The sequence below is a fragment of the Pseudoalteromonas sp. SR44-2 genome, assembly GCF_014163745.1.
Taxonomy (GTDB): Bacteria; Pseudomonadota; Gammaproteobacteria; order Enterobacterales; family Alteromonadaceae; genus Pseudoalteromonas; species Pseudoalteromonas distincta.
This window is the reverse complement of sequence record NZ_JACJDW010000006.1, coordinates 101,196-126,862: the sequence shown is the minus strand read 5'-3', so window position 1 is coordinate 126,862 and position 25,667 is coordinate 101,196. Positions and strand designations below refer to the sequence as shown.

The 25,667-nt window shown below is 38.0% G+C and carries 21 protein-coding genes and 1 pseudogene; 1 reads left to right on the top strand and 21 read right to left on the bottom strand.

The window, feature by feature from the left end:
- Positions 1-76: 76 nt before the first annotated feature.
- The 17 genes from H5115_RS05590 to H5115_RS05510 all read right to left on the bottom strand — a co-directional run bounded on the left by H5115_RS05590 (position 77) and on the right by H5115_RS05510 (position 18,619).
- Positions 77-2,125 carry a formylglycine-generating enzyme family protein gene (locus H5115_RS05590; RefSeq protein ID WP_182754095.1) on the bottom strand — a complete coding sequence of 683 codons (2,049 nt, stop codon included), beginning with the start codon at positions 2,123-2,125 and terminating at the stop codon, positions 77-79.
- A gap of 121 nt (positions 2,126-2,246) precedes the next feature.
- The gene (locus H5115_RS05585; protein ID WP_182754093.1) at positions 2,247-5,987 is read right to left on the bottom strand and encodes an H-type lectin domain-containing protein; all 3,741 of its coding nucleotides are present in this window, start codon (positions 5,985-5,987) and stop codon (positions 2,247-2,249) included.
- Positions 5,984-6,475: an agglutinin biogenesis protein MshP gene (locus H5115_RS05580; protein WP_182754091.1), complete on the bottom strand. Its 492-nt coding sequence runs from the start codon at positions 6,473-6,475 to the stop codon at positions 5,984-5,986. Before H5115_RS05580 ends, H5115_RS05585 begins: the two co-directional genes overlap by 4 nt.
- On the bottom strand, positions 6,465-7,307 hold the full coding sequence (locus tag H5115_RS05575; RefSeq protein WP_182754089.1) for a type II secretion system protein: 843 nt from the start codon (positions 7,305-7,307) through the stop codon (positions 6,465-6,467). The genes H5115_RS05580 and H5115_RS05575 overlap by 11 nt, the downstream gene beginning before the upstream one ends.
- Positions 7,307-7,846, bottom strand: a complete 540-nt coding sequence (locus H5115_RS05570) for a prepilin-type N-terminal cleavage/methylation domain-containing protein (protein WP_182754087.1) — start codon at positions 7,844-7,846, stop codon at positions 7,307-7,309. Before H5115_RS05570 ends, H5115_RS05575 begins: the two co-directional genes overlap by 1 nt.
- Positions 7,833-8,300: a type II secretion system protein gene (locus tag H5115_RS05565; RefSeq protein ID WP_234047865.1), complete on the bottom strand. Its 468-nt coding sequence runs from the start codon at positions 8,298-8,300 to the stop codon at positions 7,833-7,835. Before H5115_RS05565 ends, H5115_RS05570 begins: the two co-directional genes overlap by 14 nt.
- A gap of 32 nt (positions 8,301-8,332) precedes the next feature.
- Positions 8,333-8,881 carry a prepilin-type N-terminal cleavage/methylation domain-containing protein gene (locus tag H5115_RS05560; RefSeq protein ID WP_182754085.1) on the bottom strand — a complete coding sequence of 183 codons (549 nt, stop codon included), beginning with the start codon at positions 8,879-8,881 and terminating at the stop codon, positions 8,333-8,335.
- 22 nt (positions 8,882-8,903) lie between these two features.
- Complete coding sequence (locus tag H5115_RS05555) at positions 8,904-9,488, bottom strand: Tfp pilus assembly protein FimT/FimU (protein WP_039485772.1); 585 nt, start codon at positions 9,486-9,488, stop codon at positions 8,904-8,906.
- Position 9,489: 1 nt separating this feature from the next.
- On the bottom strand, positions 9,490-10,710 hold the full coding sequence (locus H5115_RS05550) for a type II secretion system F family protein (protein WP_182754083.1): 1,221 nt from the start codon (positions 10,708-10,710) through the stop codon (positions 9,490-9,492).
- Entirely contained in the window at positions 10,697-12,424 is a 1,728-nt protein-coding gene (locus H5115_RS05545; protein ID WP_182754081.1) for a GspE/PulE family protein, read from the bottom strand. Before H5115_RS05545 ends, H5115_RS05550 begins: the two co-directional genes overlap by 14 nt.
- A complete protein-coding gene (locus H5115_RS05540) occupies positions 12,421-13,563 on the bottom strand; it encodes a tetratricopeptide repeat protein (protein ID WP_182754079.1) in 1,143 nt (380 codons plus the stop codon). Before H5115_RS05540 ends, H5115_RS05545 begins: the two co-directional genes overlap by 4 nt.
- The gene (locus H5115_RS05535) at positions 13,560-14,462 is read right to left on the bottom strand and encodes an ExeA family protein (protein ID WP_182754077.1); all 903 of its coding nucleotides are present in this window, start codon (positions 14,460-14,462) and stop codon (positions 13,560-13,562) included. Before H5115_RS05535 ends, H5115_RS05540 begins: the two co-directional genes overlap by 4 nt.
- Positions 14,463-14,464: 2 nt before the next feature.
- Positions 14,465-16,123, bottom strand: a complete 1,659-nt coding sequence (mshL, locus tag H5115_RS05530; RefSeq protein WP_182754174.1) for a pilus (MSHA type) biogenesis protein MshL — start codon at positions 16,121-16,123, stop codon at positions 14,465-14,467.
- Complete coding sequence (locus tag H5115_RS05525) at positions 16,107-16,430, bottom strand: agglutinin biogenesis protein MshK (protein ID WP_039485790.1); 324 nt, start codon at positions 16,428-16,430, stop codon at positions 16,107-16,109. Before H5115_RS05525 ends, mshL begins: the two co-directional genes overlap by 17 nt.
- Complete coding sequence (locus H5115_RS05520) at positions 16,408-17,103, bottom strand: agglutinin biogenesis protein MshJ (protein ID WP_182754075.1); 696 nt, start codon at positions 17,101-17,103, stop codon at positions 16,408-16,410. The genes H5115_RS05525 and H5115_RS05520 overlap by 23 nt, the downstream gene beginning before the upstream one ends.
- Positions 17,100-17,699, bottom strand: coding sequence for a PilN domain-containing protein (locus tag H5115_RS05515; RefSeq protein ID WP_259396331.1), 600 nt, complete (start codon positions 17,697-17,699; stop codon positions 17,100-17,102). Before H5115_RS05515 ends, H5115_RS05520 begins: the two co-directional genes overlap by 4 nt.
- Entirely contained in the window at positions 17,696-18,619 is a 924-nt protein-coding gene (locus tag H5115_RS05510; protein WP_182754073.1) for an MSHA biogenesis protein MshI, read from the bottom strand. Before H5115_RS05510 ends, H5115_RS05515 begins: the two co-directional genes overlap by 4 nt.
- 77 nt (positions 18,620-18,696) lie before the next feature.
- Here H5115_RS05510 and H5115_RS05505 point away from each other — a divergent pair, with 77 nt between their 5' ends.
- Complete coding sequence (locus H5115_RS05505) at positions 18,697-19,605, top strand: 1-aminocyclopropane-1-carboxylate deaminase/D-cysteine desulfhydrase (RefSeq protein WP_182754071.1); 909 nt, start codon at positions 18,697-18,699, stop codon at positions 19,603-19,605.
- Positions 19,606-19,608: 3 nt separating this feature from the next.
- On the opposite strand, the gene H5115_RS05500 is transcribed toward H5115_RS05505, so the two are convergent.
- From H5115_RS05500 to ssb, 4 genes and pseudogenes are all read right to left on the bottom strand, one after another.
- Complete coding sequence (locus H5115_RS05500; RefSeq protein ID WP_182754070.1) at positions 19,609-21,297, bottom strand: EAL domain-containing protein; 1,689 nt, start codon at positions 21,295-21,297, stop codon at positions 19,609-19,611.
- Positions 21,298-21,477: 180 nt separating this feature from the next.
- Positions 21,478-21,759: pseudogene (locus H5115_RS05495) on the bottom strand (NADPH-dependent FMN reductase); the annotation flags it as partial.
- A gap of 182 nt (positions 21,760-21,941) precedes the next feature.
- A complete protein-coding gene (locus tag H5115_RS05490) occupies positions 21,942-24,671 on the bottom strand; it encodes a response regulator (protein ID WP_182754069.1) in 2,730 nt (909 codons plus the stop codon).
- Between the two features lie 262 nt (positions 24,672-24,933).
- Positions 24,934-25,659 (bottom strand): single-stranded DNA-binding protein, encoded by a 726-nt coding sequence (gene ssb, locus H5115_RS05485; RefSeq protein ID WP_182674130.1) that lies wholly within the window; start codon positions 25,657-25,659, stop codon positions 24,934-24,936.
- Positions 25,660-25,667 lie beyond the last annotated feature (8 nt).

Genomic DNA, 25,667 nt, shown 5'->3' with positions numbered 1-25,667 from the left:
CAACTATATGAGCAATATAAAGCGCAGCGCCTTTGTGAATTTGTGAAAAAAGGAAGCAAAGCTTCCTTAATTGAGTTTATCGTTCGCGAACTAAGCGAAAACCAATGTAGTTAGATCTAAAATCAGGCGCTAAAATTAAACGCGTAGATGCACGAGCAAGGCTTGGTGCAAAATTCCACGCTCCGCCTCTTACTGCTACATCAGACTCACCTGATTCTTTATCGGTCCATTCCCATACATTGCCTACGGTATCGTATAATCCAAATGCATTTGGAGAAAAAGAACCTACTGGTGATGCACGTCTATTTGACCATTCACTACCACACCAACCACAGTTAGCTAGGTTTTTACCAATTTCGTTACCCCAAGGGTATTCTGTTTCGGTTCCTGCACGTGCTGCGTATTCCCACTCAACTTCGTTAGGTAAACGAAATTGCTGCCCTGTTTGACCCGATAACCACTCAGCGTAAGCTTTTGCATCGTTATAAGTTAAACATACAGCAGGAAAGTCACTGCCTTGCTCAAAACCAGGATTACGCCAATTTAAATTTGCTTCCCATACTGGTTCGCCATTTAAATAATACGCACACCCTTTATTTTTTTCCGCTTGAGTTTTATAACCTGTATTTGCTACAAATTTTTCGTAGGCACCTACGGTTACTTCTTTACTTTGCATAGCGAAAGAATTTGCTATTACTTTTTCAATTACTGGACGTTCATTAGCTAAACCATTGCCATTGATATCGCCCATTTTAAATTTGCCTGCAGGAATAACGACAACCGGCGTTTCAACGTTTGCATTTAATACATTAACGTTTTCACTAACCTGGCGTGTTGTTACTTCTGGTTGCTCTCGAGTATAGGTCGGTGCAGCAATCGACTTAGGCTTTTTTACCAAATTTGCATTAATTGTTTGTGCTTTATTTAAATCAACACGAACTTGATAAGGCTTATAGCCAAGTTTACGTATTTCAATGTTGTGAATACCCGGCGGTAAACGTGTGATCAAGCGTGTTGAGCCAAAGCTTACACCATCGATAAACACTTCATCGTCGTATACGTTTGATCGTAATGTTAGCTCTATTGATTGATCCTTCTTCTTATTAAGGATAGAAGGGTAATCTTTTTTCACCGATGCAGGTTTAACTGAATAATCACGTACTGGCTGCTTTTCTAAACGAGAAACCGACACCGTGTTGCTATTATCCGCGCTATTACTGAATGTTAACTGACTATCAGTAAATGTATTGTTATACGCTGGTTGATAAGCAGCCGTAAGTGGCGTGCCGTACTCAGAACAATAACGGTTATCAATGCTTAATAAGCTACATAAACGGCTACTGTTTACTTCGCCGCGCATGGTTACGCTTAAGTTGACGTTGTAGTTACCTTGGCCGCTAAATGCACTGTTAACTACATGGCTACTTAATATTTGTACTTGAGCGCCCGCCAAATTACGTTTTGGCTCAACAATGCGCTCTTCTGTTAAGTTTGCAAATATTTGATCTACAAAGCGTTTAGTTGCTTTTTGTAGACCCATTTGTTGACCGCGTTGCTCACACGCTGCTAGCGTTTCTGTTCGCTTACAGTTAATAGTATGGTTAACTTCAAGCGTGCCTTCACGTGTAAACTCGTTACGTAAACGCTCTACTCTGGCTGTAGTTAACTGCTCTTTTAAACTTTCTAAAGTATTTAAGAGCGTATGCTTAGCAACACGAATTTGCTCTATATCTTTACGGTGGGATGCAATTGCCGCCAACTGCATAGAAATATCATCTTTGTTTTGCTTATGATCAGTCACCGCTTTTTGATAGCGTGATTGAGCCGCACTAATATTAATAGTGGGATCGTCAATTAAACGACGGTACATTTCGTTCATCGCATCGAGCGCTTGGTTTTTTTCTTTATCTAGCTCTGTAGAACGAGAACGAAGTAGCTCTAGTTGATTTTGTAACTGACTTTCTTCTTTAAGATGTTTTTCAAGTATTCTTGTCGAGTTATCGTATTCTGTCTGTTTAACACTAATCTCTGACTCAATTCCAGTTACTGTAGCTGTGTCTTGTGCAAATGCACTACTAGCTAACAAACTAGCTGAAATTAACAGAGATAAAGGAGTAATTCGCATATATTCCAGTCCCAAAAAGCGGCAATTATTTGGTCGTTATTATTTATTATAATTAAAGCCTTATGCTATGTACTTGCAGCACAAAACACAAGCTTTGTTCAATTATTATCTTAGTTTACAACTATTCGCGTGTTTCACGCCAGTAAATAACCCGATCATTTCCTCTAAAGCGTCCAAATTGTAAAATAGTACGAGGATCAAGCTGTGTTTCATCCCCCTGCCAATCCCACTGTAACCAATCATAAGTATTATATTCTAGGATAAATTCACCCAAACCATTTGGCTGTGCATAAATACCATTGTTTGCAGGATACACTCCCGCCTCTAACTGGCCAGATACACCCGTTCCATATTCATAGGCTAATTGCGGGCTGCTAGGTGATATTTGAGTGATTTGGGTATGATCAAATACACTACAGTTATCTTCAGCGTTATTTACAAATCCACTGCCGTTGTAATACTGAGCCTGCATAGGAATAAGTAAAGGGTCGAGATCGGAGCCTGCGTTATTACCAAGTACTAAACGTCCAAACCTAAACTCTATTGGCAATGTATTTAGTCGTACACTATTACAGCCACCCGAACATGCTGTTTGTGTGTTTGGTTTATCATTTGCATCAATGAGCGTTGCTCCTTCTATGTTAGAAAGCGTTGCCATTAAACTGACCATAGCGAACGGTCCGTCTGCTTGCCCTACACCTAATCTTTGAAGTGTGGTGTTTATTTGACTCATTTGCCATTGGCCGTCGCTTATATCTCCCCAGTTATTATTCCCTAGGTTTACTAAACGGCTAGCAAAATTAGTTGCGGGTACATAGTTACCTACTTCATTATTTTCAGCATTAATGGCTACACTGGACTTATCATAGCCCTTTTTATAATTAGCCATTAGCTCACCATTTTGATTTTGTGCCTGTACTGTAAAGCCAAGTTCAAAAGGTTGATCGAGGTAAGTTAAATTACTGCCGTATTGCATGCATTGCGCGGCAGCTTGAACACCTAATATTTGAAACTGTGAAGGTGCAAAACGGCCAATGTTATATAATTCACCTTTAACATCCCCCGCACCAAAGTAATCAGCATCTTGAAGACCTGCTGTTAAATCAATTATGCCAACTTGGTCGTAATTATACTGCGATATAGATTCACTCAAACTGCCTGTATCACTAAAGGCAACAGTGCTCATCGCTTCAAGCGTACCTTGAACGCCTGGCGTAGGCGCTTTAAGTAATGCCTCTAAAAGAGGTTGCTCTGCAATAAAGTGCTTGGCAATGGTGTTATTTGTTATATTGCTGTAGTTGTCTGGGTAACCATCGTTGTTAGTGTCTTGTCCTGTTTGCCATTGCACCGCATTCATTTTTAAATCAAATGCTTCGCCAGTTAATCTAAATAAACTTCCATCAGCGTCTGCTGCATAACCATCACTTGCAACTTCCATCGCTAATCCAAATGGCTTTACAACATATTCATTTGAACTACCCGTTAAATTGACTGATAAATTAGTAATTGGGTCTAAGATTAAGTTGGTTTTTACATTTAAACTCAACTTTCCTGCATCGGGATAATTTATAACAATCGGAGCTTTAGACTCACTATCAAAGTTTAGCGTGAACGATTTAGCTGCTTGCTCGACCGCAAAGGTATTATTGTTGTTACTAAGTGAAACCGTATCAGAGCAACTTGCACCCGCACTGCATGTATAGGATAAATCTAAGCTTACATCGCCACCAGCAGGAAATGCAGCTTCGCATACGCCCGTAGTGGTATTTGTTTTTACCGCTTGAATAGATAGCGCTTTTGCATTAAATCCAGTATTTGAAGGCTTTGCTGATAACTGAGTAGGAATTGTAGTATTTCCATCTGTATCATTATTAAAAATAAATCCAGCATCAGAAAACGTAACTTTACAGCCACTCAAACCAACATTGTTACCACCGATATAACAACGAAGAGGTGCGGAAGGCTCTGCAGTGTTATATCCAAATGTAACACTGCCTGTGGTGCGTTTCGCAAACTCAACAGTTGTTGAGCCTGTAAAATTAATATTCTCCCCCGTAACCCAGCTTTGTTGCCCACTATTATCTGGAGAAAGATTTAAACTAGACGGCTCTGCAAATAATAAATCGCAGGCATCATTAGCGCAGGCTGTGAGTGTCATCTCTTTAGCTTCACACGTTAGAGCATTGTTATCGCTGATTGTTAAACGATAATGATCCAGTGTTTCTGGTGTATAAATACCACAAAAACCAGGGATACTTTCGGGTACTGGTAGAGCGTCAAACGTTGAGCTCCCTTCGGTAATAATTTGAGTAGCCGATGTAATTGATCCCTGATACGTTACATTTTGAGCGATTCTTACCTCACCAGTGGCAACAATATAGCCCGCAATATTTGCATCAGCTGCAATAGCAACCGCACCATCCACATAAATAGCCAAGTACGCGCCAGTTTCTACTACTATATTTGTTTTACCTATATTCAAAAATGAAGTTGATAGAAGTGAGGTTGTGTCTTTTAAAAAAATACGTGTAGGCGCTGTTACTCTGTACTGTGTTTCCAGCATACTTAACTGCAACTCATCGTAATAATAGTCGCCAGCTAAAGAAGTAGGTACGGGCCCTATTGAGCTGCCATCGTTTGTAACCGTTGGCACCTGTGCCGCTTGATTTGGCTCTAAAGAGTTATAGCCACCAGCAACACACGCCTGACCATTACACAAAGGAGGGCTTGTCAGCGCTGTAGAAATTAAGTTTGTGGTGGTGACAAACTGCGCATTACCATCGGTTATTTCTACCCCCTGAACTAACTGCACTTCACCATTGTTATAAGTAGAAATAGCGCCCGGGAATAACGTATCACAATCTAAAATATCACCATTAAATACAAAGGTACTGGTCATGGCGAGTATTGATGCTTCCTCGTTTACGTGACGGCGCTCGTTATCGCCATCACGATCTTCGTCAACAACAAGCCCTAGCCTGTCGGTCCTTAGATTACAGCTGCGTAACCACCCACCATCATCTTCTTGGCGTGAGTTTTTACTTGCTACAACTAGCGGAGCCACACTAAAATTATTAGTAAAACTAAAGTAATTACAGCCATTGCTCCAGCCGTCGACTTCAAAGCCTGTGAAAAAAGTTTCCCACGATACCTCAACGCCATTATCGTCAGAAAATATGCGATTACTTCCAGGCTCTACAGCCATATAAGCAACAGTTTCGGTTTCTATTAGCCCAAGTGCTGTTTCAGATGCTTCTAAAGCAATATTAACGCTGCTGGCAGATAGAGAACCACTTTCTACTGCAACGGTTAAAAACGGGATTAACGCCTGCGAAGGTGGATTGCTGTCTAAGCTATTGAGTGTTTGTAAGGAGTGAAAGAAATTTGGCCTTTGAGTAAATGGCTGAGCAAATGTCAGTGATTTATATCCCTTAGGTGTTAGTGGAGCAAAGCCAGATTTAGAGCCGTACTGTAATTCGAGTAATAAGTCTGTACTGCCAACCTCCATAATTGTTCCATCAGGAAACTCATGCACGCCATATTCAACGGCTAAGTAGTGCGCACCCATACTAATATGTCCGCCGTCCTCTCCTGAAGGTTCAAGCGGTAAGGCCTCAAAGCTAGTTGTGGTTATATTACGTATTCTTATTATTGCAGGGTTTCCGCCTTGGTTTGTTGAGAGCATAAAAACAGCAGGAGGCGTTATGTATTGCTGTTGAAAATTAACTTTTGTCCAAACAGGCGATGTATATGTATCTTGCAGCTCTATATAACGCCCTTCGATTTTTGGAGGCACTGCATTTGCGTAATTACAAAGTAACACGCAGCTAAAAAATATAATGACCAATACATTTTTCATCATGGTAAGGTTTTAGCCTCCACACTGAGCGTTCTTTGTGTTTGCCAATAATCTTTTCTGCAGCTACTCCCTGCAGGGCAATCAATTGCGGCGCACGTTGCACTGCTTTGTAAGTAATATATATTTACAAGCCCGTTTGTTGTACTGCTATCTGGTAGGTCTATATATTCATTGCAACTTACCACTACTTTACAATTAGCTAAATATGCAGTTTGGAAGGTTAAATCAGTAGTAACTGATGTACAGCTTTTAACTGAGCTATTTATTGGAAATAGTTGTGTTAAGCTACTTTCTAATCCACTTTGCGCCGCCATAAAAGCGCGAGCGCCGTAATACTCAATGGTATTTTGTTGAGATGCACCAGAAAGCACTTTAACTAATGCTAATCCTAGTGCTAATAAAGCAACAATAATGACTAAAGAAACTATTATTAAGTTTCCTTTTTGCTTACTGGGTAAGGCTTTTCCGTGAAGGTTTTTTTTAAGGTACATTAGGAATATGTACCTCATGGTTAAAGCTCATTACTTCAGTATTGTTAAATTGCATTTGCGCATTCACATTAAGCACTGCGTTTCTTTGTAAGGAGAGTGCATCAAGAGTAAAAAATGAATCGCTCGCTAAATTGTTAGCAATATAAATACCTAATAAATCACGTTTAACACCACTGCTTATTTGTAAGCTCACGGCATCTAATTGATTAACTGTAAAACCGTAATCGGTATATCTATATAAATACTGCCCTTCAACGCAAAAACTTACAGGTTGAGAGAGTAAATAAAGGCGCTTACTTGGCGACTCTTGGGCAAACGCTTTACTAAATTGCCACTCATCAATTGCACTAGTGGTGGAGCTATTAAATGCTGATAGTTTTAAACGCTTATTATTATTCTCATCGTATATATCAGCGCTGCTTAACGGGTAAGTTGTTGCCCAATCTCCAACTTGCGGCTGCGTTAAATTATTAAGTTCAAAATCAACAGCGCTAACATTAAAAGGTGCTACGGTTGGTAAGTAATTTGTATAGTGAGTGGCCGATAAAAACGGCGTAAATTCTAAGCACTGCTGAGCACCACATGCTCCGCTAGTACTGTTATCGCAAGAAAGCCTTAATGAATTTGGTGTGGCGTGGCGTAACTCTTTACTAAGTCGCGTTATTAAAAAGCGGGCCTGGGCTACAGCTTCTTGGCGTTCAGCCCCTTGCGAATAAATACTGACTCCAGCACCAATAAACGAAAATGCACTTACGGCTAAAATACCAATAATAACCATAACAAGTAATAGCTCTATAAGGGTAAATGCATTTTGATATTTGGCTCTTTGCATTAGTAATTCCCTTTATATGCACTAAATCCGTAAACTTCGCCTAAGGGTGATGTTACTTCTATAGTAATACGCTTAAAGGTTGTGCCATCGTTAATGGTCAATTCGTTAAAGTCGCTATCGTACTGGACTGTAATAACTAAGTTAAAGTCACTGTATTGGCTTAACACCTCACCTAGGCTATTAGTAATAGGCTGGTTAGACAGTGCAATATAGTCATCTACATCGTTATAACTGGTTCTGGTTTCTGAGTTATCTACTCCTAAGTCAGCAGGTGCGGTACAAGCCTCAGCACCTATAGATATTTCGTCACACCGCTTAAAAGGAGAGCTTCTGTCGCTGTGTTCATCAAATGATTTACTTTGAATTTCGTTCATTAGTGATTGACCAAATTCAGAGGCTCTTAAAGCCACAATCGGCTCTGCACTTTTTTTGGCTTGTGGGGCAATTAAAGCTGTAATAATACTCAATGCAATCGCAAACATGACTATGCCAATAATAAGCTCAATTAAAGTAAAACCTTTTACTTTAAGGGCACGCATATATTAGCCCTTCTCCACTTATGCATACGCCAGCTAATCCAACATCGATTCGGCATTGCGTAGTGCAGGTTTGATTTGATTTGCCTAAAGGATCAAAACTAATTTGGGTAAAAATATTCGCGTTACTATCTAAAGCACTAAATGTTATATCACTTCTTTGTGTGTCTATTTGCACCACTAAATGATCGGTGTTGTTTACATCAGCGCCACCGTTACATGTATCAGGTGTGGGGGGAGCAATAAGTGTGGAGGTTATATAAAGGGTATGGCAACTTGTTGTTGCTGTATTTTGCATTGCACGTAGCTGCACTGTCCTAAGTGCATTTAAAGTACGGTCTCGATACGAATAGGCGTCTTCTGTTGAGCTGCCCAGAAATTTGGGAACTGCCGTTACCGACAGTATTCCCAATATCACTAGAGTAATAATTAACTCAATGAGTGTGAAGCCACGCAATCGTTGCCTACTACTGCTTATCATTTATGTAATTAACAGCCCGTAGTAACAAGTGTAATCACTGGAGGAGTTACAACTACAGGGCCTGTCGTCGCAGTAGCTTGCTTATAATCAATACGGCAATCATCTCCTTTTACATAACTGTTAGGGTAAATGATTAAAGTACCATCGGCTGCTGAATCATCTAGATTAAAATCCGCAGAATCATCAGTAGCGAAACTAACATCTAAAAATGCTTCAAAGGCTTCTTCGGTTGCTGCAGGGTACCCATAAACGGTAGGCACACCAACATCAATCTCACCACCACTAGCGTCAGTATCAGTACCTAAAACAACTGTAGCTGTTGCCTTTTTGTGATCACTAGCAATAATAGATTTACCATTCACAATATTCATACCACTGCGAATAGAGCCCTGTAGGCCTTCAAGTGTTGAAGCATTGGCATCACCTTGCAAGTTTAAAAATCGAGGTGCTGCGGTAACAGCTAAAATGCCTAAAATAACAATTACGATGATCAATTCAACAAGTGTAAAACCTGCTTGTTTATTTATTGGTAAACTTTTTAACGATTGCGTTTTCATAAATAAGCCTCTTTTTAATTACTTAGTTTTTAAATATTTTTACTTTGCCTGTTTTAGCAAAGTATGAAAAACCTGTTAGACCTGATATTTCCCCCGTATTGGTAGGTATACTTTTAACATCAATGGTGTGAGTTAAATAATAGACGCATTGCGTATTTTCTGCATTGTACCTAACTAAAAAACTTACACTTTTTATTATCGATAATTCATTACTTAACGTACTACTGGGTGCATCTTGTAAAATTATATTTAAAACTTGGCGGCATTTATTCGCATTTATAACTTCTGCACGAGTATCTTTTTTTTCTGTTTCATCGCTTGTTGGTGTACCTAACGTCCCATCAACACCAACTATTACCCCTGCATAGTTAACAAATGTTTTGTTTGACCTGCTGTTTGGCCTACCTTCTAACTCCCATTGTCCTCTAACCATGCCAACAGCTGATGAAAAACTACCTGCTATAGCGTCAACGCTTGCATTATGCGCTTGATTTTTAATACCTATATATTGAGGTATAGCAAAGCTCAAAATGACTGCCAGTAAAATAACAACAATAACTAACTCAAATAATGAGAAACCTTTTGAGAAAGTTATTGTTGTGTTCACTTTAATTCCCTTTGATTGCCGACATCATGTTCCACATAGGCATAAAAATACCCAATGCTAAAATCAGCACCATAATGGCAACAAACACAGTTAAAATAGGTTCTATTTTTGCGGTTAAACTTCGTAAGTCATAATCAACTTCACGCTCATAATAATCAGCAGCTTCTTGAAGTAGCTCATCAACCCGGCCCGTTTCTTCACCTACCGCTACCATCTGTAATACAAGCTGAGAAAACAGCTGAGAACTTTTTGAGGCCCTAAGCAAACTATCGCCCTTTTCTATATCTTGGCGCATAGTAATAATCGCTTTTTCCATATAGCTGTTATCTACGGCATGCGCTGTTAGTGATAAACCAGTGGTCATAGGCACACCGGAGCGCAATACCATAGCTAAACTTTGACTGTAGCGCGCAAGCAATGTCCGTTTTAAAATATCCCCAATAAATGGAATTTTTAATTTATATTGATCCCACTTAAAGCGTCCAGGCTCTGTATTTAAATAACGCCTCCAAGCAAAAACAGAACCAATACCCATTACCAACAATAACCACCAGTAGTTAACAAAAAAGCTGCTAGTGCCAATTAATATTTGCGTCATTAATGGCAATTCGGCATCAAATTTTTCGAACATACTGGCAAAGGTAGGAATAACAAAAATATTCAAAATAATCATAGCCGCTACTAGAGCCAAAATAACAAAAGTAGGGTAGCGCATAGCTGCTTTTATACGCTTTCGGGTTTCTTGTTCTTTCTCAAAATAAATAGCGAGTTGATAAAACGCATCTTCTAATCGTCCAGAGCCTTCACCAACCATTACCATTGATACTGTTAAACGGCTAAATACCTCGTTATGTATCGCCATTGCACTGGATAAGTCGCGGCCTTGTTCGAGCTGCTTGGTAACTTCTATTAGTACATTTTTAAATTTTTTATTTTGTGTTGTATCTGCCAACCCAACCATTGCTCGTATAATTGGTATACCTGCTTTTAATAGCGAATACATTTGCCTAGAAAACATAATCATGTCGTCTAGCGTTATTTTTTCGACAAATAAATTATCAAAAATTTTGATGTTATTTTTTGTTTCAACTAAAGAGATTGATATTGGTATAAATTGACGCTTCATTAAACTATCAGCTACGCCAGCTTGGTTACTCGCTTCCAATTGGCCTTTAACCAACATACCTTTGCTGTCTTTAGCTTTGTAGCTATATAGTTGCATCAATATCCCCTACTATTTCTGGGATATATTCAGCCACTTTAAATACTTCATCTAAAGAGGTAACACCTTGCTTGGCATAGTTTAATGCCATTGTTGAGAGCGGCGAAAAATTCGCGCTATTTTTAGCGGCTTTTGCAAAACCTTGCGTGTCGTTAACTCGTAATGCATCCATCATTGCATCATCCATTTCGAGCAACTCAAAAATACCTACACGCCCTTTATAACCACTATGGTTACATGCTGTGCAACCTTGCCCTTTAGAGAATTGAGCTTCAGTAACATCTTCGCCTAAATATTTTAGCCAGCTTATTTCTTGATGATCTGGCAAGTACGGTACTCTACAGTCATTACATATTCGTCTTACTAATCGTTGGGCAATAATAGCGCGCAGTGAACTTGCCACTAAGTAAGCCGGTGCCCCCATATCAATTAGCCGCATAGCACTAGTGATTGCATCATTAGTATGTAGCGTTGATAACACAAGATGACCTGTTAAAGCGGCTCTTAACCCGATATCTACGGTTTCTTGGTCCCGCATTTCGCCAACCATTATAATGTCAGGATCTTGCCTTAAAGCGGTTCGTAGAATACTGGCAAAGCTCAGCCCTATTTTATTATTTATTTGTACCTGGTTAATACGACCGATACGATACTCAACAGGATCCTCTACTGTAATAATTTTACTTTCTTGTTGATTCAGCTCACTTAGTGCACCGTATAGTGTGGTTGTTTTACCCGAACCTGTTGGCCCGGTAACTAAAACCATGCCATGTGGACGTTTTATAATGCTGCGCACACGTTTTAATATGTGTACAGGCATACCCGTTTCATCTAACGATAGTAATCCTGCGGATTGATCAAGCAGGCGCATTACAACTGATTCACCATGCTGGACCGGCATGGTAGATAAGCGAACATCAATACTATGACTGCGCACTTTTATATTAAACCGGCCATCTTGAGGAAGACGTTTTTCAGATATATCTAATCCCGACATAAGCTTTAAACGAAGCACCAATGCCGATGCTATTTTTACTTGGTTAAGAGTGTGCTCTTGTAATATGCCATCTACACGCTGGCGAATACGTAATAAGCCTTCATCTGGCTCTATGTGAATATCGGATGCGCGAACTTGCACAGCATCCTCAAAGATTGATTGCAGTAACTTTACAACAGTTGCATCTGATGTCTCATCAGCTAAAGAATTTAAATCAAATTCTTCTACGTCTTGATATTCTTCCTGAAGCTGTGCCGCAAAGTTGGTAATTTCATCTGTGCGGCGATATACGTTGTCAAACGCAGCCATGATTTGGCTTTCTTGAACAACGGCTAAATCAATTCGTTTAGGAGCGAGCATAGTCGCAAGTTGATCAAGGCTCCTTAAATCAGCAGGATCGCTCATCCCGAGCAAAACAGAGTCACCATTGTCTTCAATTACTAATGCTCTGTAACGACGCGCATATACTTCAGATAAAAGCTTAGATACATCGTGTGATATTTTTCGCTGTGATATATCTAAAAAAGGTACCTGTAATTGCTGCGCTAAAAAGCGTAATAGTTGTGGCTCACTAATAAACTCAAGGGTAATAAGTGTCGAACCTAATTTACGACCCGTCGCTGCTTGAACATTTAATGCTTCACTTAGTTGCGCTTCGGTGATCATGTGTTCATGAACAAGTAAATCGCCTAAGCGCATTTTTAAACTAGGTCTCATACGGCCTCCTTTAGCGCAACTAAACGCTGTAATGCATGCTGAGTCATAGCTGTATTTAATCCACCTAAATCTAGAGCTACTTTGTAAAGCTGTTTAGCATCCAAATATTCTCCCAGTGCATCTTTTGAGGTTGCAAGTGCCAACCACCACTTAGCCTGGCTAGGCTGGAGCTTTGTAAGATGTTTAAAACTTTCAAGTGCTTTATGGTGCTTACTTGCACTTTGCGCGGCAGTCCCTTGCAGCACCCAAAAATCAAGATTCGCTTGAGGCTCAAATTCATCACTTAAAAGCAGCAATACCCCTTCATACTGTTGTTGCATAATAAGTATTTTGCTTAGCATTACACGCCATTCAAGTACGTTAGGATTTTGGCGTATACCCGCTTGCAAAACCTGCTGTGCAGAATTTATATCTTGTTGTTTAAAGTAAGTTGCAGCCAGTAAGTTTCGAGCCTCAACATGTAAAGGCGATTGCGCTAAAATCACGTTTAAATCACTTATAGCTTCGTTGTATAAGCCAAACTGTATTGCTTGCTTAGCTGCCGCTAATTGCTCAAGCAATAAATCCTGTGGCGACTTAGCTTCTGCCACACTTTTAATCATCGTATTTTGAGGCTTCGCTTTAGTCACTGACGTAATTTTTAGCTTACTCACAGTAACTTCACTAGCGGTTAACTCTTTATTATTAGCTAGTGCAGAGCTTTGTTTAACCTCGGCAATTACAACCGGCTCAACTATTGGCTGAGAAACCAATAATGTAGCTTCACTCAACTTGGGTTCAGCTACATCATTCACTTTTGGCTTTATTTGCTCAATAGGCATAACTGCCTTTACAGCTTCTTGCTCAACCATAGGTTCTGCAGGACTTTTTTCATCTTGGGAGTCAGATAAATTAGAGGTTATAACCGCGACCATTTTTTGCTTTGGTAACACAGCCTCACGTTGGGTCTCTTTTTTGTCGGCGATAGGTAAATACAGGTATGCTAAAAAAATGACACTTAGCATAATAAGTAAAATTACGGCTTTAAATACAATGTTTCTTACATCATATATTGGCTTTACGCTTACACCTTCTTGAATACTTACTTGCTTAGCTTCACGTTGCTCAATATTTTTAAGCATATTATTTATAACGCTCATAACCACTGCCTCCAAACCCATATGGCAGCAACAACTAAAACACTAAACATTAACGCGCTGTAACTCCAATATTGGCCTGTCCGGTATTTTGCGCAGTCTTCAGTATCTTTTATGGCAAGCTGAATATGGCGATTTGTTATTGTATTTAATCCTTCACCGAACGCTTGTAATAGTGCTTTGTGGCATAAAATATTAACTAATCTAGGAATACCACGGCTTGCTCTGGCAATCTTAAGCCCCATACTATTATTAAATAAAGGAGGCCGATTAAACCCTGCAATTTGTAAGCGATGATTAATATAATAAACAACCTCTGCGCCAGTCATCGCCCTTAATTTATACGAAAAACTGATACGCTGGCGTAACTGCCTTACTTTATTATTTGCCAGTTTTTCATCAAGTTCTGGTTGTCCAAATAGCACTACTTGAATCAGCTTTTCGCTTTCTGTTTCTAAGTTTGTAAATAATCTAAGCGCTTCTAGAGTCTCCCAGCTCAAGCATTGCGCTTCATCTATCAAAAGTACTACGCGCTCATTGTCTTCTTGTAAGTCGAGTAAATGATGATTTATAAGCTGCCCTAGTGCTTGTTGGTCCAATGCTTTATCTACATCCATGCCCAGCTCAATTGCAATCGCCCATCTAAGCTCTTCTGGGCTTAAATAAGAGTTAGGTAAATAGGCCACAATGTAATCTGGCTCAAGTTGATTTAATAACTTTCTACAAAGCAACGTTTTACCTGTCCCAACCTCACCGGTAACCTTAATAAACCCCTCCCCCATTTCAATGGCTGTTGTTAGCACTTGCATCGCTTCGTGGTGCGGCTCAAGTGCACAAAAAAATTGTGTGTTAGGGGTTAACGTGAAAGGCATTTCACTTAAATTAAAAAAGCTTAAATACATAGTTAGTTTTCATACCATGTTTTTAAAAGCTGACGGCTTTCACCTTGTTGTTTTTTCCAAGTGTCGGGCATAACAACGGTTGGTTTGATTAAGATAATCAGTTCTTTTTTCTCTTGGCGTTTACGAATACTTTTGAATAAATTGCCAAATAGCGGGATATCACCCAGCACCGGTGTTTTAGATTCTTCATCCTGAGTTGACGTTTGCATCAAGCCACCAATAACCACTATTTCGCCACTTTGAGCGCGAATAACGGTATCTGACTCTCGAATGTTGCTTTGCGCTAGAGGTAACTCAAAACGTTGATCGTCTAAAGTAATTACCTTTAGTTGCTCCTCTGTCTCAGTTACTGAAGGGTGAACATGCAAAATGACTGAGCCATACTTATCAATCTGCGGCGTTACATCAAGGGCAATACCAGAAAAGAACGGCGTTAAATCTATCTCAGGCGAGGTAGTTGTAGCAGTACCTGTTACCGTCGTACTTGATACGTTAGTAACAAAATATTCGTCCTGCCCTACTTTTATAACTGCTTTTTGATTGTTTGTAGCCGTAACCCGAGGGTTAGATAACATTTGCACATCGCCTTGAGTTTCTAGCAAATTAATAACCCCGTTAAAGTCACCTTTTTGAATGGTTAGCGATGATGCTCCGCCAATTGCAGCAGAAATACTGTTACTAATTGTAGAACCCGCTGTTGTAGCAAACGAAATCCCACCTTCTAAACCACTGGCTATACGCTCCCAGTTAACTCCTTGTTGATACTCATCTTTTAAAGTTACTTCTATTATTTTTGCTTCTAGAATAACTTGGCGTTGCAGGTTTTCTTGGCTTTGACGTAAAAATTCTTTGAGCTGACTAATTTCACTGGGCAATGCATTTACTGTAACCAAACTAGCTTGTGGGCTTGCAACAACATAGCGCCCATCGCTTGCGCCAATTAAGGACTTAAGAGCAACTTCTAATTCTTGCCAAAAATCATTTTTATTAATTGTTTGGATTCGAGAGCCATTTAAATCTAAGCTTTGGTTGTCACCACCAGAGCTACTATTTTGTTGGTTACCACTGCCTGAATTTGAACCACTCGATCCATTGCCACTTTGTGCAAACTGACTAACCCCACCAGCAACAACACTCACTGTAGATTGACCATGACGTTGCATCATCAAATAATTTACAGGTATCGTTTCTGTGCGCATTTTGGCTGGTAATACTTGTACAATTCGCCCTTCATTTACAATATCTAAAGGGTACATACGCTTAATAACAGCAATGACTTCGTTAAACGTAACGCTTTTTAGGTTTAAACTAATTGTGCCATTTACTTCTGGGTGTACAGCAACACTAAAAGGAGTACCGTCTGTTAAGCCTGCAAAAAAAGCGCCTATTTCAACATCATTTGCAGCAACATCAAAACGCTTGATAGATAAATCATCACTTATCGTTTGCTCATTATTTATAGATGACAATAAGCTTTGTGTAAGTTCGCTTGGCATTTGTAGAGGCGCAATGACTTTAGGCTTTGTTGGTTTTTCTGCTAACTCTTGCTCTATATGCGTTTTAATCTCTTTACCTGGTTTAAAGCTATGGCAAGCCGTTAAAAACGTAGGCAACAAAAAGAGAACAAGCCACGGGTGAGATAAATTATTTTTTAATTTCATAGTCATATAATTCTAATTTTATTTGTTTATCATCATTTGCTAGCACAACGTGTTTTGAGTTAATGCTTAGCACCCGAAAATCGTCTACAACATCACCCACTCGATAAATATGGCCAGAAATAATAGCCTTAAATGCTGTACTGTTTTTAATAATAGATTGCAATTTAAGTTCTGTACTTTGCTTAGTGGGACTATTGTTACTCACGAACATATTTGGCTGAGTCGGATCGCGAAGTTGCGCAAGCGCACTCGGCGCAATAATGTAAAGAGCCAAAGTACAAATACTATAACGCGATAAATTTTTCATTAGCGCTCACTGTAGCTATATGTAGGACGAGTTCAGCTTGAGGGTACTCTAGTACCTGATAACTAAACTCTTGTATTAATAACTTATTTTGATTGTTTTTTAATGCAGCTAAATATTTTTGTAAGTTGAAATAACTGCCTTGTAAAGTAACCACCATTTGATGCTCAAAAAATAATGTTTGCGTATCATGCTCACCGAGCTTTTCTACATCGATAGCTCGTGCTGGTTTGACATTAAAGCTACTTACTTTCACATCGCTACTATCTACGAGCAAATCTTTTAAAACGGCAGGTACATTTTTAGCAGCAACAAAGCCTTGGCTAAAACTATTAAGTTGATTATTTATTTCGGCTAATTCGTCTCTAGTTTGTGCAATTTGCCCGCGTAAAACCTTAGTGTAGTCGTAGTTTAGTGCTTGATTTAACATAGAAAGCTGCGTATTAATCTGCTGCAACTCTTGCAGCATTATATTGTGCTTTGAACGTATATTGGCAACTTCATCTTGTTGTGGAAAAATAACAAACCAGAGACCGAGGTAAATCACTATAAACAAACCAACAAATAAGGTGGAATACTTCTCACGTTTTTGTAGCGATGCAAACTGTGTTTTATATTTGACCCATAATGGCCAACCTTTATTTTTATTATTCTGGCTACTTGTTGTTTGGCTCATGGTCTATCGCCCTCATCACTAAGGTCTGTCGCTACATTAAATTTACTCACACCGTCTTGCGTCGAAAGCTCTAAAACTGAAAACTCTTTATCAATAAAAAATGACGATTGTTTTAAATTACTAAACCAAATAGGTAAAAACTTTGACTGCGATACTTGCCCTTGAAGCGTCACACTTTTCCCTGAAAACTTAATGTGGGTCAGCCAAATGTTAGGTTCGTGATACTTTGCTAAATCTTGCATTACCTGAGAATAATCGGTTGCAGATTGATCTGTGCTTAGTTCTAAATAGCTGAATATTTGCTGCTTATGCAAAACCTCTTGCTGAAGTGTTTTTAGCTCATTAATAAATAGTGCTTTATTTTGCTTCTCTGCTAACTGCTGTTTTACAACTTCTAACTGAGCTTTTCCTTGCTTGAGGTATTCCTTATTTTGCTCTAAATCAAGCTCACTAGAATATGTTTTATAACTGTAAAAAGCCCACGTGATTGCAATAATTAATAGCGCACCTAACCACAACGTGATCATTCCAGACAAAGGGACTGGGTCTCGCCGTACGCGTAAGGTTTTTTGATAAAAGTTAATCCGGGTTTTCATAGCACAGACTCAGGATCTGTTAATTGATAGGCTGCCCCAAGCGCATAATAAAAATTTGGCTCTAATTGCTGCGCTAATTCTAAGTTAGGCTCAAAATCTACAACTTTTACTTGTAAAAACTCTGCAAGCCCTGCTCTAAGAGTTAATGAAGATAAATCATCGCACTGTAACTGAATGCTGCGAATTGGTGGTTGCTTGAGCTGGCTTTCAAAAAAGTCCATAGAACGCTGAATTTCTAATCCTAACGCTTCTACCAATTCTTGATTTTGATCTTTATCAGCAATGCCTAAAAAACCATTTAATCGCCTAGCTAATACTAATTGCCCATCACGAATAATTAAGATACGAGGCTCATGACTAGCATGCTGCACAATCAGCATGTGTGCCTCTTTATGCGTACCAAACAAGGTGACTAACACCATCTCCTCAGAGGTCATTGCACGTAAAACGGGCTTGGTTTGTTCAAAGCTGTCTATAAACGGAAGCAGCTGCAGCTTATTAGTAATAAATACATTCATTTTGCTGCTTTGCATTGTGAGTGTTATTGGGTAATCAATAAAATCAGCCACAATATTTTCAGGGGCTATATCAACTAAATCTTTTGTAGTCCAAGGGAGTGACTGAATTATTTCCTCATCGCTGAGATTTGGTTTATCCATTTGCACTATTTGATAAAAATAGTGCGGTATAACTAAATTAACTGCACAAATATCAGTAGAAACCTCATTTGTACAAGCAACAATTGCAGCGGTATAATCAGTTTGCTCAGACACATTAACACTGTGAGAACTGTGAACCATCCATTGGTCGCTTCGTTTTTTTAAACATACTGCGTTAACAGTATCTGCGTAAGTTGCAACACCAATAGCTGTATTTGGATCTAAACTACGATTTAACCACGAAAACAGCTTTTCTTTCATATAGCTACTAATGTTAATTATGTATGAAATAAGTGTCGTACATTTTAACTACTTTGCCAAATTGAAAACCAAAAAAAATGCATGAAACATTCAAAATAGATGAAAATAACCAAATACAACAAATAGATAGCTCGTTTCTAAAAAAGAGAAATATTTATTTAGGTATAAAACGTGATGATTTGCTTCATCCGTTAATAAGTGGCAATAAATGGCGTAAATTAAAATATAATTTAGCGTACATGCAAAAGATAAATAAGACAGAACTTCTGACTTTTGGTGGTGCATTTTCAAACCATATTCACGCCTGCGCAGCTGCGGGAAAAGAATTTAATATAAAAACTCACGCGATTATCCGCGGACCAGAACTTGATAACAACAATCCAACAATTCAGTTTGCAAAACATTGTGGTATGAACCTACATGTTGTTAATCGTATAGAATATCGAAAACGTCACGACACCGAATACCTTAATGCTCTGCAAGAGCGTTTTCCAAACGCTTATATCATCCCTGAAGGTGGTACAAATGAACATGCTTTATTGGGGTGTCAAGAGTTAGTACAAAGCTTACCCGAACATAGCTACTTAGTTTGTCCTACAGGTAGTGGTGGCACGCTTGCTGGACTAATAGAAGGCAGTGCTTCAACAACACAAGTTATCGGTATAGCGGTATTAAAACAAGCTGAATACTTAAATGAAGAAATAAAAAAGCTGAGCGCTAAAGCTAATAGCCAAACTAACTGGCAGTTACTCACAGAGTTTCATGATGGGGGTTATGGTAAGTTTTCATCTGAGTTATGGCAGTTTTGCCAAGATATGAGTCACACTTATAATCTGCCACTTGAGCCTATTTATAGCGGAAAAATGATGTATGCATTGTGGCAGCTTATTGAGCAAGATTATTTCCCATCTGGGAGTAAAATTATTGCTGTTCATACCGGCGGGCTTCAAGGCTTAAATGGGCTTAAATATAGAGGGTTAATTTAGACCTTAATTAAATACCGCTTGCGTAAACTCTTGAAGCGGCTCTGAAAAGTAAAAACCTTGAGCCCCTACCACTCCCAATTTGGTAAGCGTAAGTAGCTCTTTTTGAGTCTCTACGCCCACCGCGTATACGGGTAGATTTAAAAGACTAGCGGCTTCGACTATCTTTTTTATTTTCTTTTGATTTTGAGTTTTTTCATTTAATAAATGAACCAGTTCGTATGATAACTTAAGCCCACATACTTGGTTATAATCAACTAGCATGGCTACTTTCTCACTGCTTTTTACATTATCAATCACAATATGTGAATGCCCTTTTTTAATAACATTAAGCGCATTAGTTATCGACTCCCTATAAGTAAAAAATTCTGCCTCACTTATTTCAAATTGTAATTTAGTATTTAACTTAAGCTCTGCCATTTGATTGGCTAACCACTCCCAAAATACAGTATTAAACCAATTTTTAGGGTGTAGATTTACACTAACGGTTAAAGCCGAAGACTCACTGTGCATTAGCTTTTTGACTTGTGTTATTACAGTTTTATCTAATATTAAAGCGTCTTGATCACTATAAACCTGTTTAATAAAATAACGAGCGGCCAGTAAACCAAGTTGGCTATGCCTAACCCGAATAAGAGCTTCATGCTGCAGGATATCTCCACTAGAGAGTTCAAATACAGGCTGAAAGAATAATATAAATTTATTCTTTTTAATGTTTTCTATAACCTGTTTGCTAGAGAGGTGTTTTTCTTGGCAGTTATTTAACGTTAAACGGTGGCAATGCTGCAATAGGCTGCTTTGTGATAGCGCGAGTGCTGATTTTGCTAACTTATAAACCGCCACTTGATCAGCGCCTAATTGATAATCACACGCACCTATTTTAATATTTTTATGAGTAATATTTTGTTGATGATTTTGACATATAAAAAACACATTTTTATGAAGCTTTTCAACGTAGCTATTCAACTCGCTAATAGAAATGTTTGGTAAGGTAACCGCTAAGTAATTAGAGTTTAGTATTTTTACCGACACACCTTTAAGTTCGGCTAATTTTTTAGTAATTAAGACTTTAAAATTGGCTTCTATATCCGTTTTTTTATTAAAGCTACAATCACACTTAATAAGTAAAAATAAGTTATGTGATGCAGTATTAACTCCATACAAAGAACTTAAATCACATTTTTTTGTCTGTGCGATTAGTTGAGTATTTTTATGCCTTTGTTGAATAATTTTAGTCGGCTGTATAACTGTATTTTTAAGCATTACTTTACGGTTTACTTTTAACAGGCTCCACCAGCGATAAGACCAATTAGCAGCGCCTAATATAATCAAATTTAAAAATATAAATAAGTAGCTTTGTGTTACCCACACTGGATAGTGATAAAGGCTCAAACTTAACGTTTTAAAAGTAAAAACTTCGCGTTCTAAATTGACTAAGTTCCTAAAGTGATCTGAAGAATTTTGCACCTCTAACTTAAAGCCTTCATTTTTAGCTAATGCGACCAACACTTCATTATTTATAGAGGGGGATAAATTTAATTCGTAAACACGCTTAACAAACTGCTGCCCAGAAACATGTGCTTTTTGATGTAATGCATCATTTAAAATGAAATTAAAACTAATAAGTATCACCAGAAACAGAACAAAAGAGATACCTTTGAAGTACTTTAAAAGCCAGAGTTTACTCTTTTGCATAGCCTGCCACTCGTTATATTAATAACTAAAGTGTTGTTCAATATCTATAGAAGCACAAGGTTGCAAACAAAGTTTAAACTTTTATTAATAGCACTAAACAAAAAACACTCAAATAAACGAGAGCTTACAAAAATAAACAGCTATGCCCTTTATTCTGTAAATAGATGAAAGCCATCGACAAAGCATTAAATCTCGTAACTCTTGTACTTTAGGGTGTGATTCATCTTCACTATCAGTTTGAGGTAAACCTTCAGGATTAAAAATTTTAACCTCAGCACCAAAATACGTTAATAAACGTGCACTCTCCTCTATTACCAACTTGCTATAAGAACGCGCTCTTAATGATCCATATAACAATAAAATTTTAGGTTTGTGCTCAGAAAAACTAACATTAAAATTTTTAGTGTATGGAACAACACTGTGTGTTTTATTTGTATTTGGTAACCCATTAACTTCTAACATTTATAACTCAATCTTTGCCAAGTGAATATACGAAAAATCGAATATATGAAATTTCACATACAAAGACGTTAGTCAAATTCTATTTTATAAATTTTTTTAAGTTATTAAAAAATCGGCTCAAGCCAATGGAAGAGATTGCGGTAGGTATTTGATAAAAATATTAAATTATATGTATAGCGCAACTATTTATTTAAACAGCGAATTATAGTTTCACGTAGTTTTTGTGTTTTAATGGGTTTTGCAACATGAGCATTCATGCCAATAGATAAGTATCGTGTAATATCATCTTTCATAACATTAGCTGTTAAGGCAATTATTGGAATATTTGCGATAGTTTCATCACTATCATTACGAATAATTTGAGTCGCCTCAACACCGTCCATGATAGGCATATGAATATCCATTAAAATTATATCAAACGGCTCTAATTTTACTGTTTGGATGCACTCTAATCCATTATCAACTAAGTAAACCTGAGCGCCGCTATTTTCTAGTATGTTGGTAACTATGAGTCGATTGATTGAATTATCTTCCACAACTAATACTTTAATACCCGCCAGCGACTGTTCACTCACAGCATTTACTTTAGGCACTTCATTAAAAAAACCTAATACTCTACTTTTCACCTCCTCATACAAGACACTCGAATAAACAGGTTTTTGCAAAATTGTGTTTATATTTATTTTGTTAGCCACATCATTAAGTAAAACCTCATGATCCCTTGTAAGTACAATTATATTATTGCAAAGCTGGGGATTAATATTATAAATACGCGTTAAAAATGTTTCACTACTCATTGCTGGCATTATCCAATCTACAATAATGACTTTAAATTGTTCTTTATTCTGTCCAATAATATCAATAGCTTGCTTAGCAGACGAGCACGCCGTACATGCTAAACCCATAGCTGTAAGCTGATTTTCAATTACTTTAAGGTCATCTTCATTATCATCTATAATTAATACATCAAACGGATCAGTAAAGATTAGGTTAGGCGTATCATCAATCAACGCTTGGTTGTTCAATTTAACTTCCACCGAAGCTACAAACTCACTACCCACACCTTGAGTGCTGTGTACCGTTATATCACCACCCATCAATTGGCATAAACGCTTACTAATTGTTAAACCTAACCCTGTACCACCAAACTTCCTAGTTGTAGAACTATCAGCCTGAGTAAATGATTCAAATAAATTGCTAAGATTATCCTCTGCGATGCCAATACCTGAGTCTTTAACCGTAAAATATAAGCAAACACTTTGCGGAGCGTCTAATAACTTTCTTGACTCAATTAAAACCGATACAGTGCCGTGAGTGGTGAATTTAATTGCGTTAGAGCATAAATTTAGCAGCACCTGATTTATTCGCACTACATCGCCGATTAAGTCCAGTTTAACTGCCTCATCAATGACAATATCAAATGTGACCCCTTTACTTTGGGCCAATTCATTGAAGGTTGCTTTAATGTAATCAACAATCGAATTTACAGAAAAAGGAAATTCTTCAAGGTTAATGTTTCCAGACTCAATTTTTGAAAAGTCTAAAATATCGTTAATAACCACCAGGAGTTGATCTGAGGAATATTTAATTTTATCTAAATAATGCCCATACTCACCAGGTAAACCTTTTTCAAGCAGAATATTAGTCAAACCAATAATCCCACTCATAGGGGTTCTAATCTCATGACTCATATTTGCTAAAAACTCAGACTTAGCGGATGTCAGATGCTCTGCTTCCTCCTTGGCGTGCAAAAGCTCTTCAGTGCGCTCTTCAACGCGCGACTCTAATCTTTGCTTTTCTTCATCAAGCTCTTTTAAAAGTTGAATGCGGCGTTGGTTTAAAAACAAAACAAAAACTAAAAAACTGCTAAGAATAAAAATAATTGCAGTAGCGCTGTAAATTAATATTTTATTTTTCTCAAAGTAAGTTGGCTCGTAATAAGAGATAATTGACTCTTCTGGCAAGCTCTGCAGAGCAATATTAAACTTACTTAATTGTCGCCAATCATATGAGTATGTACTAAGCCCTTCACCACTAATTTCATTTAAAGCTTTATTTTCATTATAAAAAACTATTGAATCAGCAATACGTTTACCTATTTTTTCACCCGACAAAACATACCCACCAACAACACCTGAGCCTAATAGTACTTCCCAATAGCTAAACACTGGCGCCGGACTTTCTTTTGTTAATCGCTCTACTAGCTGATAAGGACTAAGTGATTTATTATCGTAACGCCTAAAAATGGGGGTAAATAAAATAATCGAATCCGCTGGGGCATTTCTTACTCTGGTGAGTAATTCTGGTAATGGAAGATCAAACCACTTTTCTACATTTAAATACGAAAAATCACGGTTAATAACCGAAAATAGTCCTCGATGAAAGCTCATACCAATATCGTTTTTTGTATCTAAAATTACGATCAATTTTTTAGGTTTCATTAAATTAACAGCATTTGCTGTTGCTTGCGCATAATCTAATTTAGCTTGGATCACAGCTCCGCTGGTCTTTTTTGGTAGATTAAACTGGGCGCCTGGCTCTAAGTATATTCGTGAAGCATTTATAAAAAAATCGTCTAATTGAGATAGTAACGTCGCTGCAGAAGGCGACTGAGTAACGATGATATCGATGTGCTTATTTTTATATTTTTGTTTGAGGTAGTCTTTCATTAACTGCTTTTGATTAACTTCATCAAAGCGATTTACATCCATATTTTCGACAAATAGTTCATAACTAAAAGAACGTTTTTTAAGCTCTGTACGCAGTCCAAGCTCAACACTTTTATACCAAGGCATATCTTGATTTGTTGAATTTATAAATAAAATATGAGTAACGTCTGAAGGAGTTTGAGCGTGTGAACTAGGGCTCAAGAATTGAAAAACAAGAAATAAAAATAAGATATTAGTTTTCATGTTTCTCATTGTGTAATCAGGGGAAAGTAGTTTAATGGTAAGTATTAACGATATATATATCAATTAAATACAAGATAAAATTTACTGAAATTTAACATTACCAACAATACTATTTCACTTTACAGCCTAATGAGGTCTTATATTGATAGTTTTTGGATTATCATCACAGCGCAATACGCATAAAAAACCCAGTACGAATACTGGGTTTAGAGTAAAAAGTGTAAAGAATCTAATTATATTTACACTAATAACTTTATATCATTTAAAATGGGATATCGTCATCAAAATCAATGGTTGGTTCCATTGGGTTTGATGCACCACCTTGCGGAGCACTTTGTGGTTTAGGAGCGAAACCACCTTGCTGCTGCGGTGCACTATTTTGTTGTGGTGCAAAGCCGCCTTGCGGCTGGTATTGATTACTTTGCTGCTGTGGTGCTGGAGCCGGTTTTGGCTGCGCTGCAGGTGCTGCTTGCTGTTGTGGAGCATAACCACCTTGTTGCTGGTTATTTTGGCCTTGATTATTTTGACCGTAACCACCGCTTTGTTGAGCACTTTGCGCTTGATTACCTTGGTAACCTCCACCTTGTTGCCCACCTTGTGATTGATTACCTTGGTAACCACCACTTTGTTGATCGCCACCACGTGCGCCTAACATTTGCATTTGACCAGTAAAGCCATCTACAACTATTTCTGTAGTGTATTTTTCTTGGCCTTGTTGATCGGTCCACTTACGAGTTTGAAGTTTACCTTCAACATAAATTTGTGAACCTTTACGACAATATTCACCAACAATTTCAGCTAACTTGCCAAAAAATACAACACGGTGCCACTCAGTTTTATCAACCATTTGGCCAGTGTTCTTATCTTTATAGCTATCCGAAGTTGCTAGGGTAATATTTGCTACACCGTTACCGTTAGGCATATAACGAACCTCAGGATCTTGCCCTAAATTACCAACCAAAATTACTTTGTTCACACCGCGTGCCATGGAACCAT

Bases quoted from the DNA above. Each gene is read 5' to 3' on its own strand.
- H5115_RS05590 (WP_182754095.1), bottom strand. From the start codon at position 2,125: ATGCGAATTACTCCTTTATCTCTGTTAATTTCAGCTAGTTTGTTAGCT.
- H5115_RS05585 (WP_182754093.1), bottom strand. From the start codon at position 5,987: ATGATGAAAAATGTATTGGTCATTATATTTTTTAGCTGCGTGTTACTT.
- H5115_RS05580 (WP_182754091.1), bottom strand. From the start codon at position 6,475: ATGTACCTTAAAAAAAACCTTCACGGAAAAGCCTTACCCAGTAAGCAA.
- H5115_RS05575 (WP_182754089.1), bottom strand. From the start codon at position 7,307: ATGCAAAGAGCCAAATATCAAAATGCATTTACCCTTATAGAGCTATTA.
- H5115_RS05570 (WP_182754087.1), bottom strand. From the start codon at position 7,846: ATGCGTGCCCTTAAAGTAAAAGGTTTTACTTTAATTGAGCTTATTATT.
- H5115_RS05560 (WP_182754085.1), bottom strand. From the start codon at position 8,881: ATGAAAACGCAATCGTTAAAAAGTTTACCAATAAATAAACAAGCAGGT.
- H5115_RS05550 (WP_182754083.1), bottom strand. From the start codon at position 10,710: ATGCAACTATATAGCTACAAAGCTAAAGACAGCAAAGGTATGTTGGTT.
- H5115_RS05545 (WP_182754081.1), bottom strand. From the start codon at position 12,424: ATGAGACCTAGTTTAAAAATGCGCTTAGGCGATTTACTTGTTCATGAA.
- H5115_RS05540 (WP_182754079.1), bottom strand. From the start codon at position 13,563: ATGAGCGTTATAAATAATATGCTTAAAAATATTGAGCAACGTGAAGCT.
- H5115_RS05535 (WP_182754077.1), bottom strand. From the start codon at position 14,462: ATGTATTTAAGCTTTTTTAATTTAAGTGAAATGCCTTTCACGTTAACC.
- mshL (WP_182754174.1), bottom strand. From the start codon at position 16,123: ATGAAATTAAAAAATAATTTATCTCACCCGTGGCTTGTTCTCTTTTTG.
- H5115_RS05525 (WP_039485790.1), bottom strand. From the start codon at position 16,430: ATGAAAAATTTATCGCGTTATAGTATTTGTACTTTGGCTCTTTACATT.
- H5115_RS05520 (WP_182754075.1), bottom strand. From the start codon at position 17,103: ATGAGCCAAACAACAAGTAGCCAGAATAATAAAAATAAAGGTTGGCCA.
- H5115_RS05515 (WP_259396331.1), bottom strand. From the start codon at position 17,699: ATGAAAACCCGGATTAACTTTTATCAAAAAACCTTACGCGTACGGCGA.
- H5115_RS05510 (WP_182754073.1), bottom strand. From the start codon at position 18,619: ATGAAAGAAAAGCTGTTTTCGTGGTTAAATCGTAGTTTAGATCCAAAT.
- H5115_RS05505 (WP_182754071.1), top strand. From the start codon at position 18,697: ATGCATGAAACATTCAAAATAGATGAAAATAACCAAATACAACAAATA.
- H5115_RS05500 (WP_182754070.1), bottom strand. From the start codon at position 21,297: ATGCAAAAGAGTAAACTCTGGCTTTTAAAGTACTTCAAAGGTATCTCT.
- H5115_RS05490 (WP_182754069.1), bottom strand. From the start codon at position 24,671: ATGAAAACTAATATCTTATTTTTATTTCTTGTTTTTCAATTCTTGAGC.
- ssb (WP_182674130.1), bottom strand. From the start codon at position 25,659: ATGGCACGCGGTGTGAACAAAGTAATTTTGGTTGGTAATTTAGGGCAA.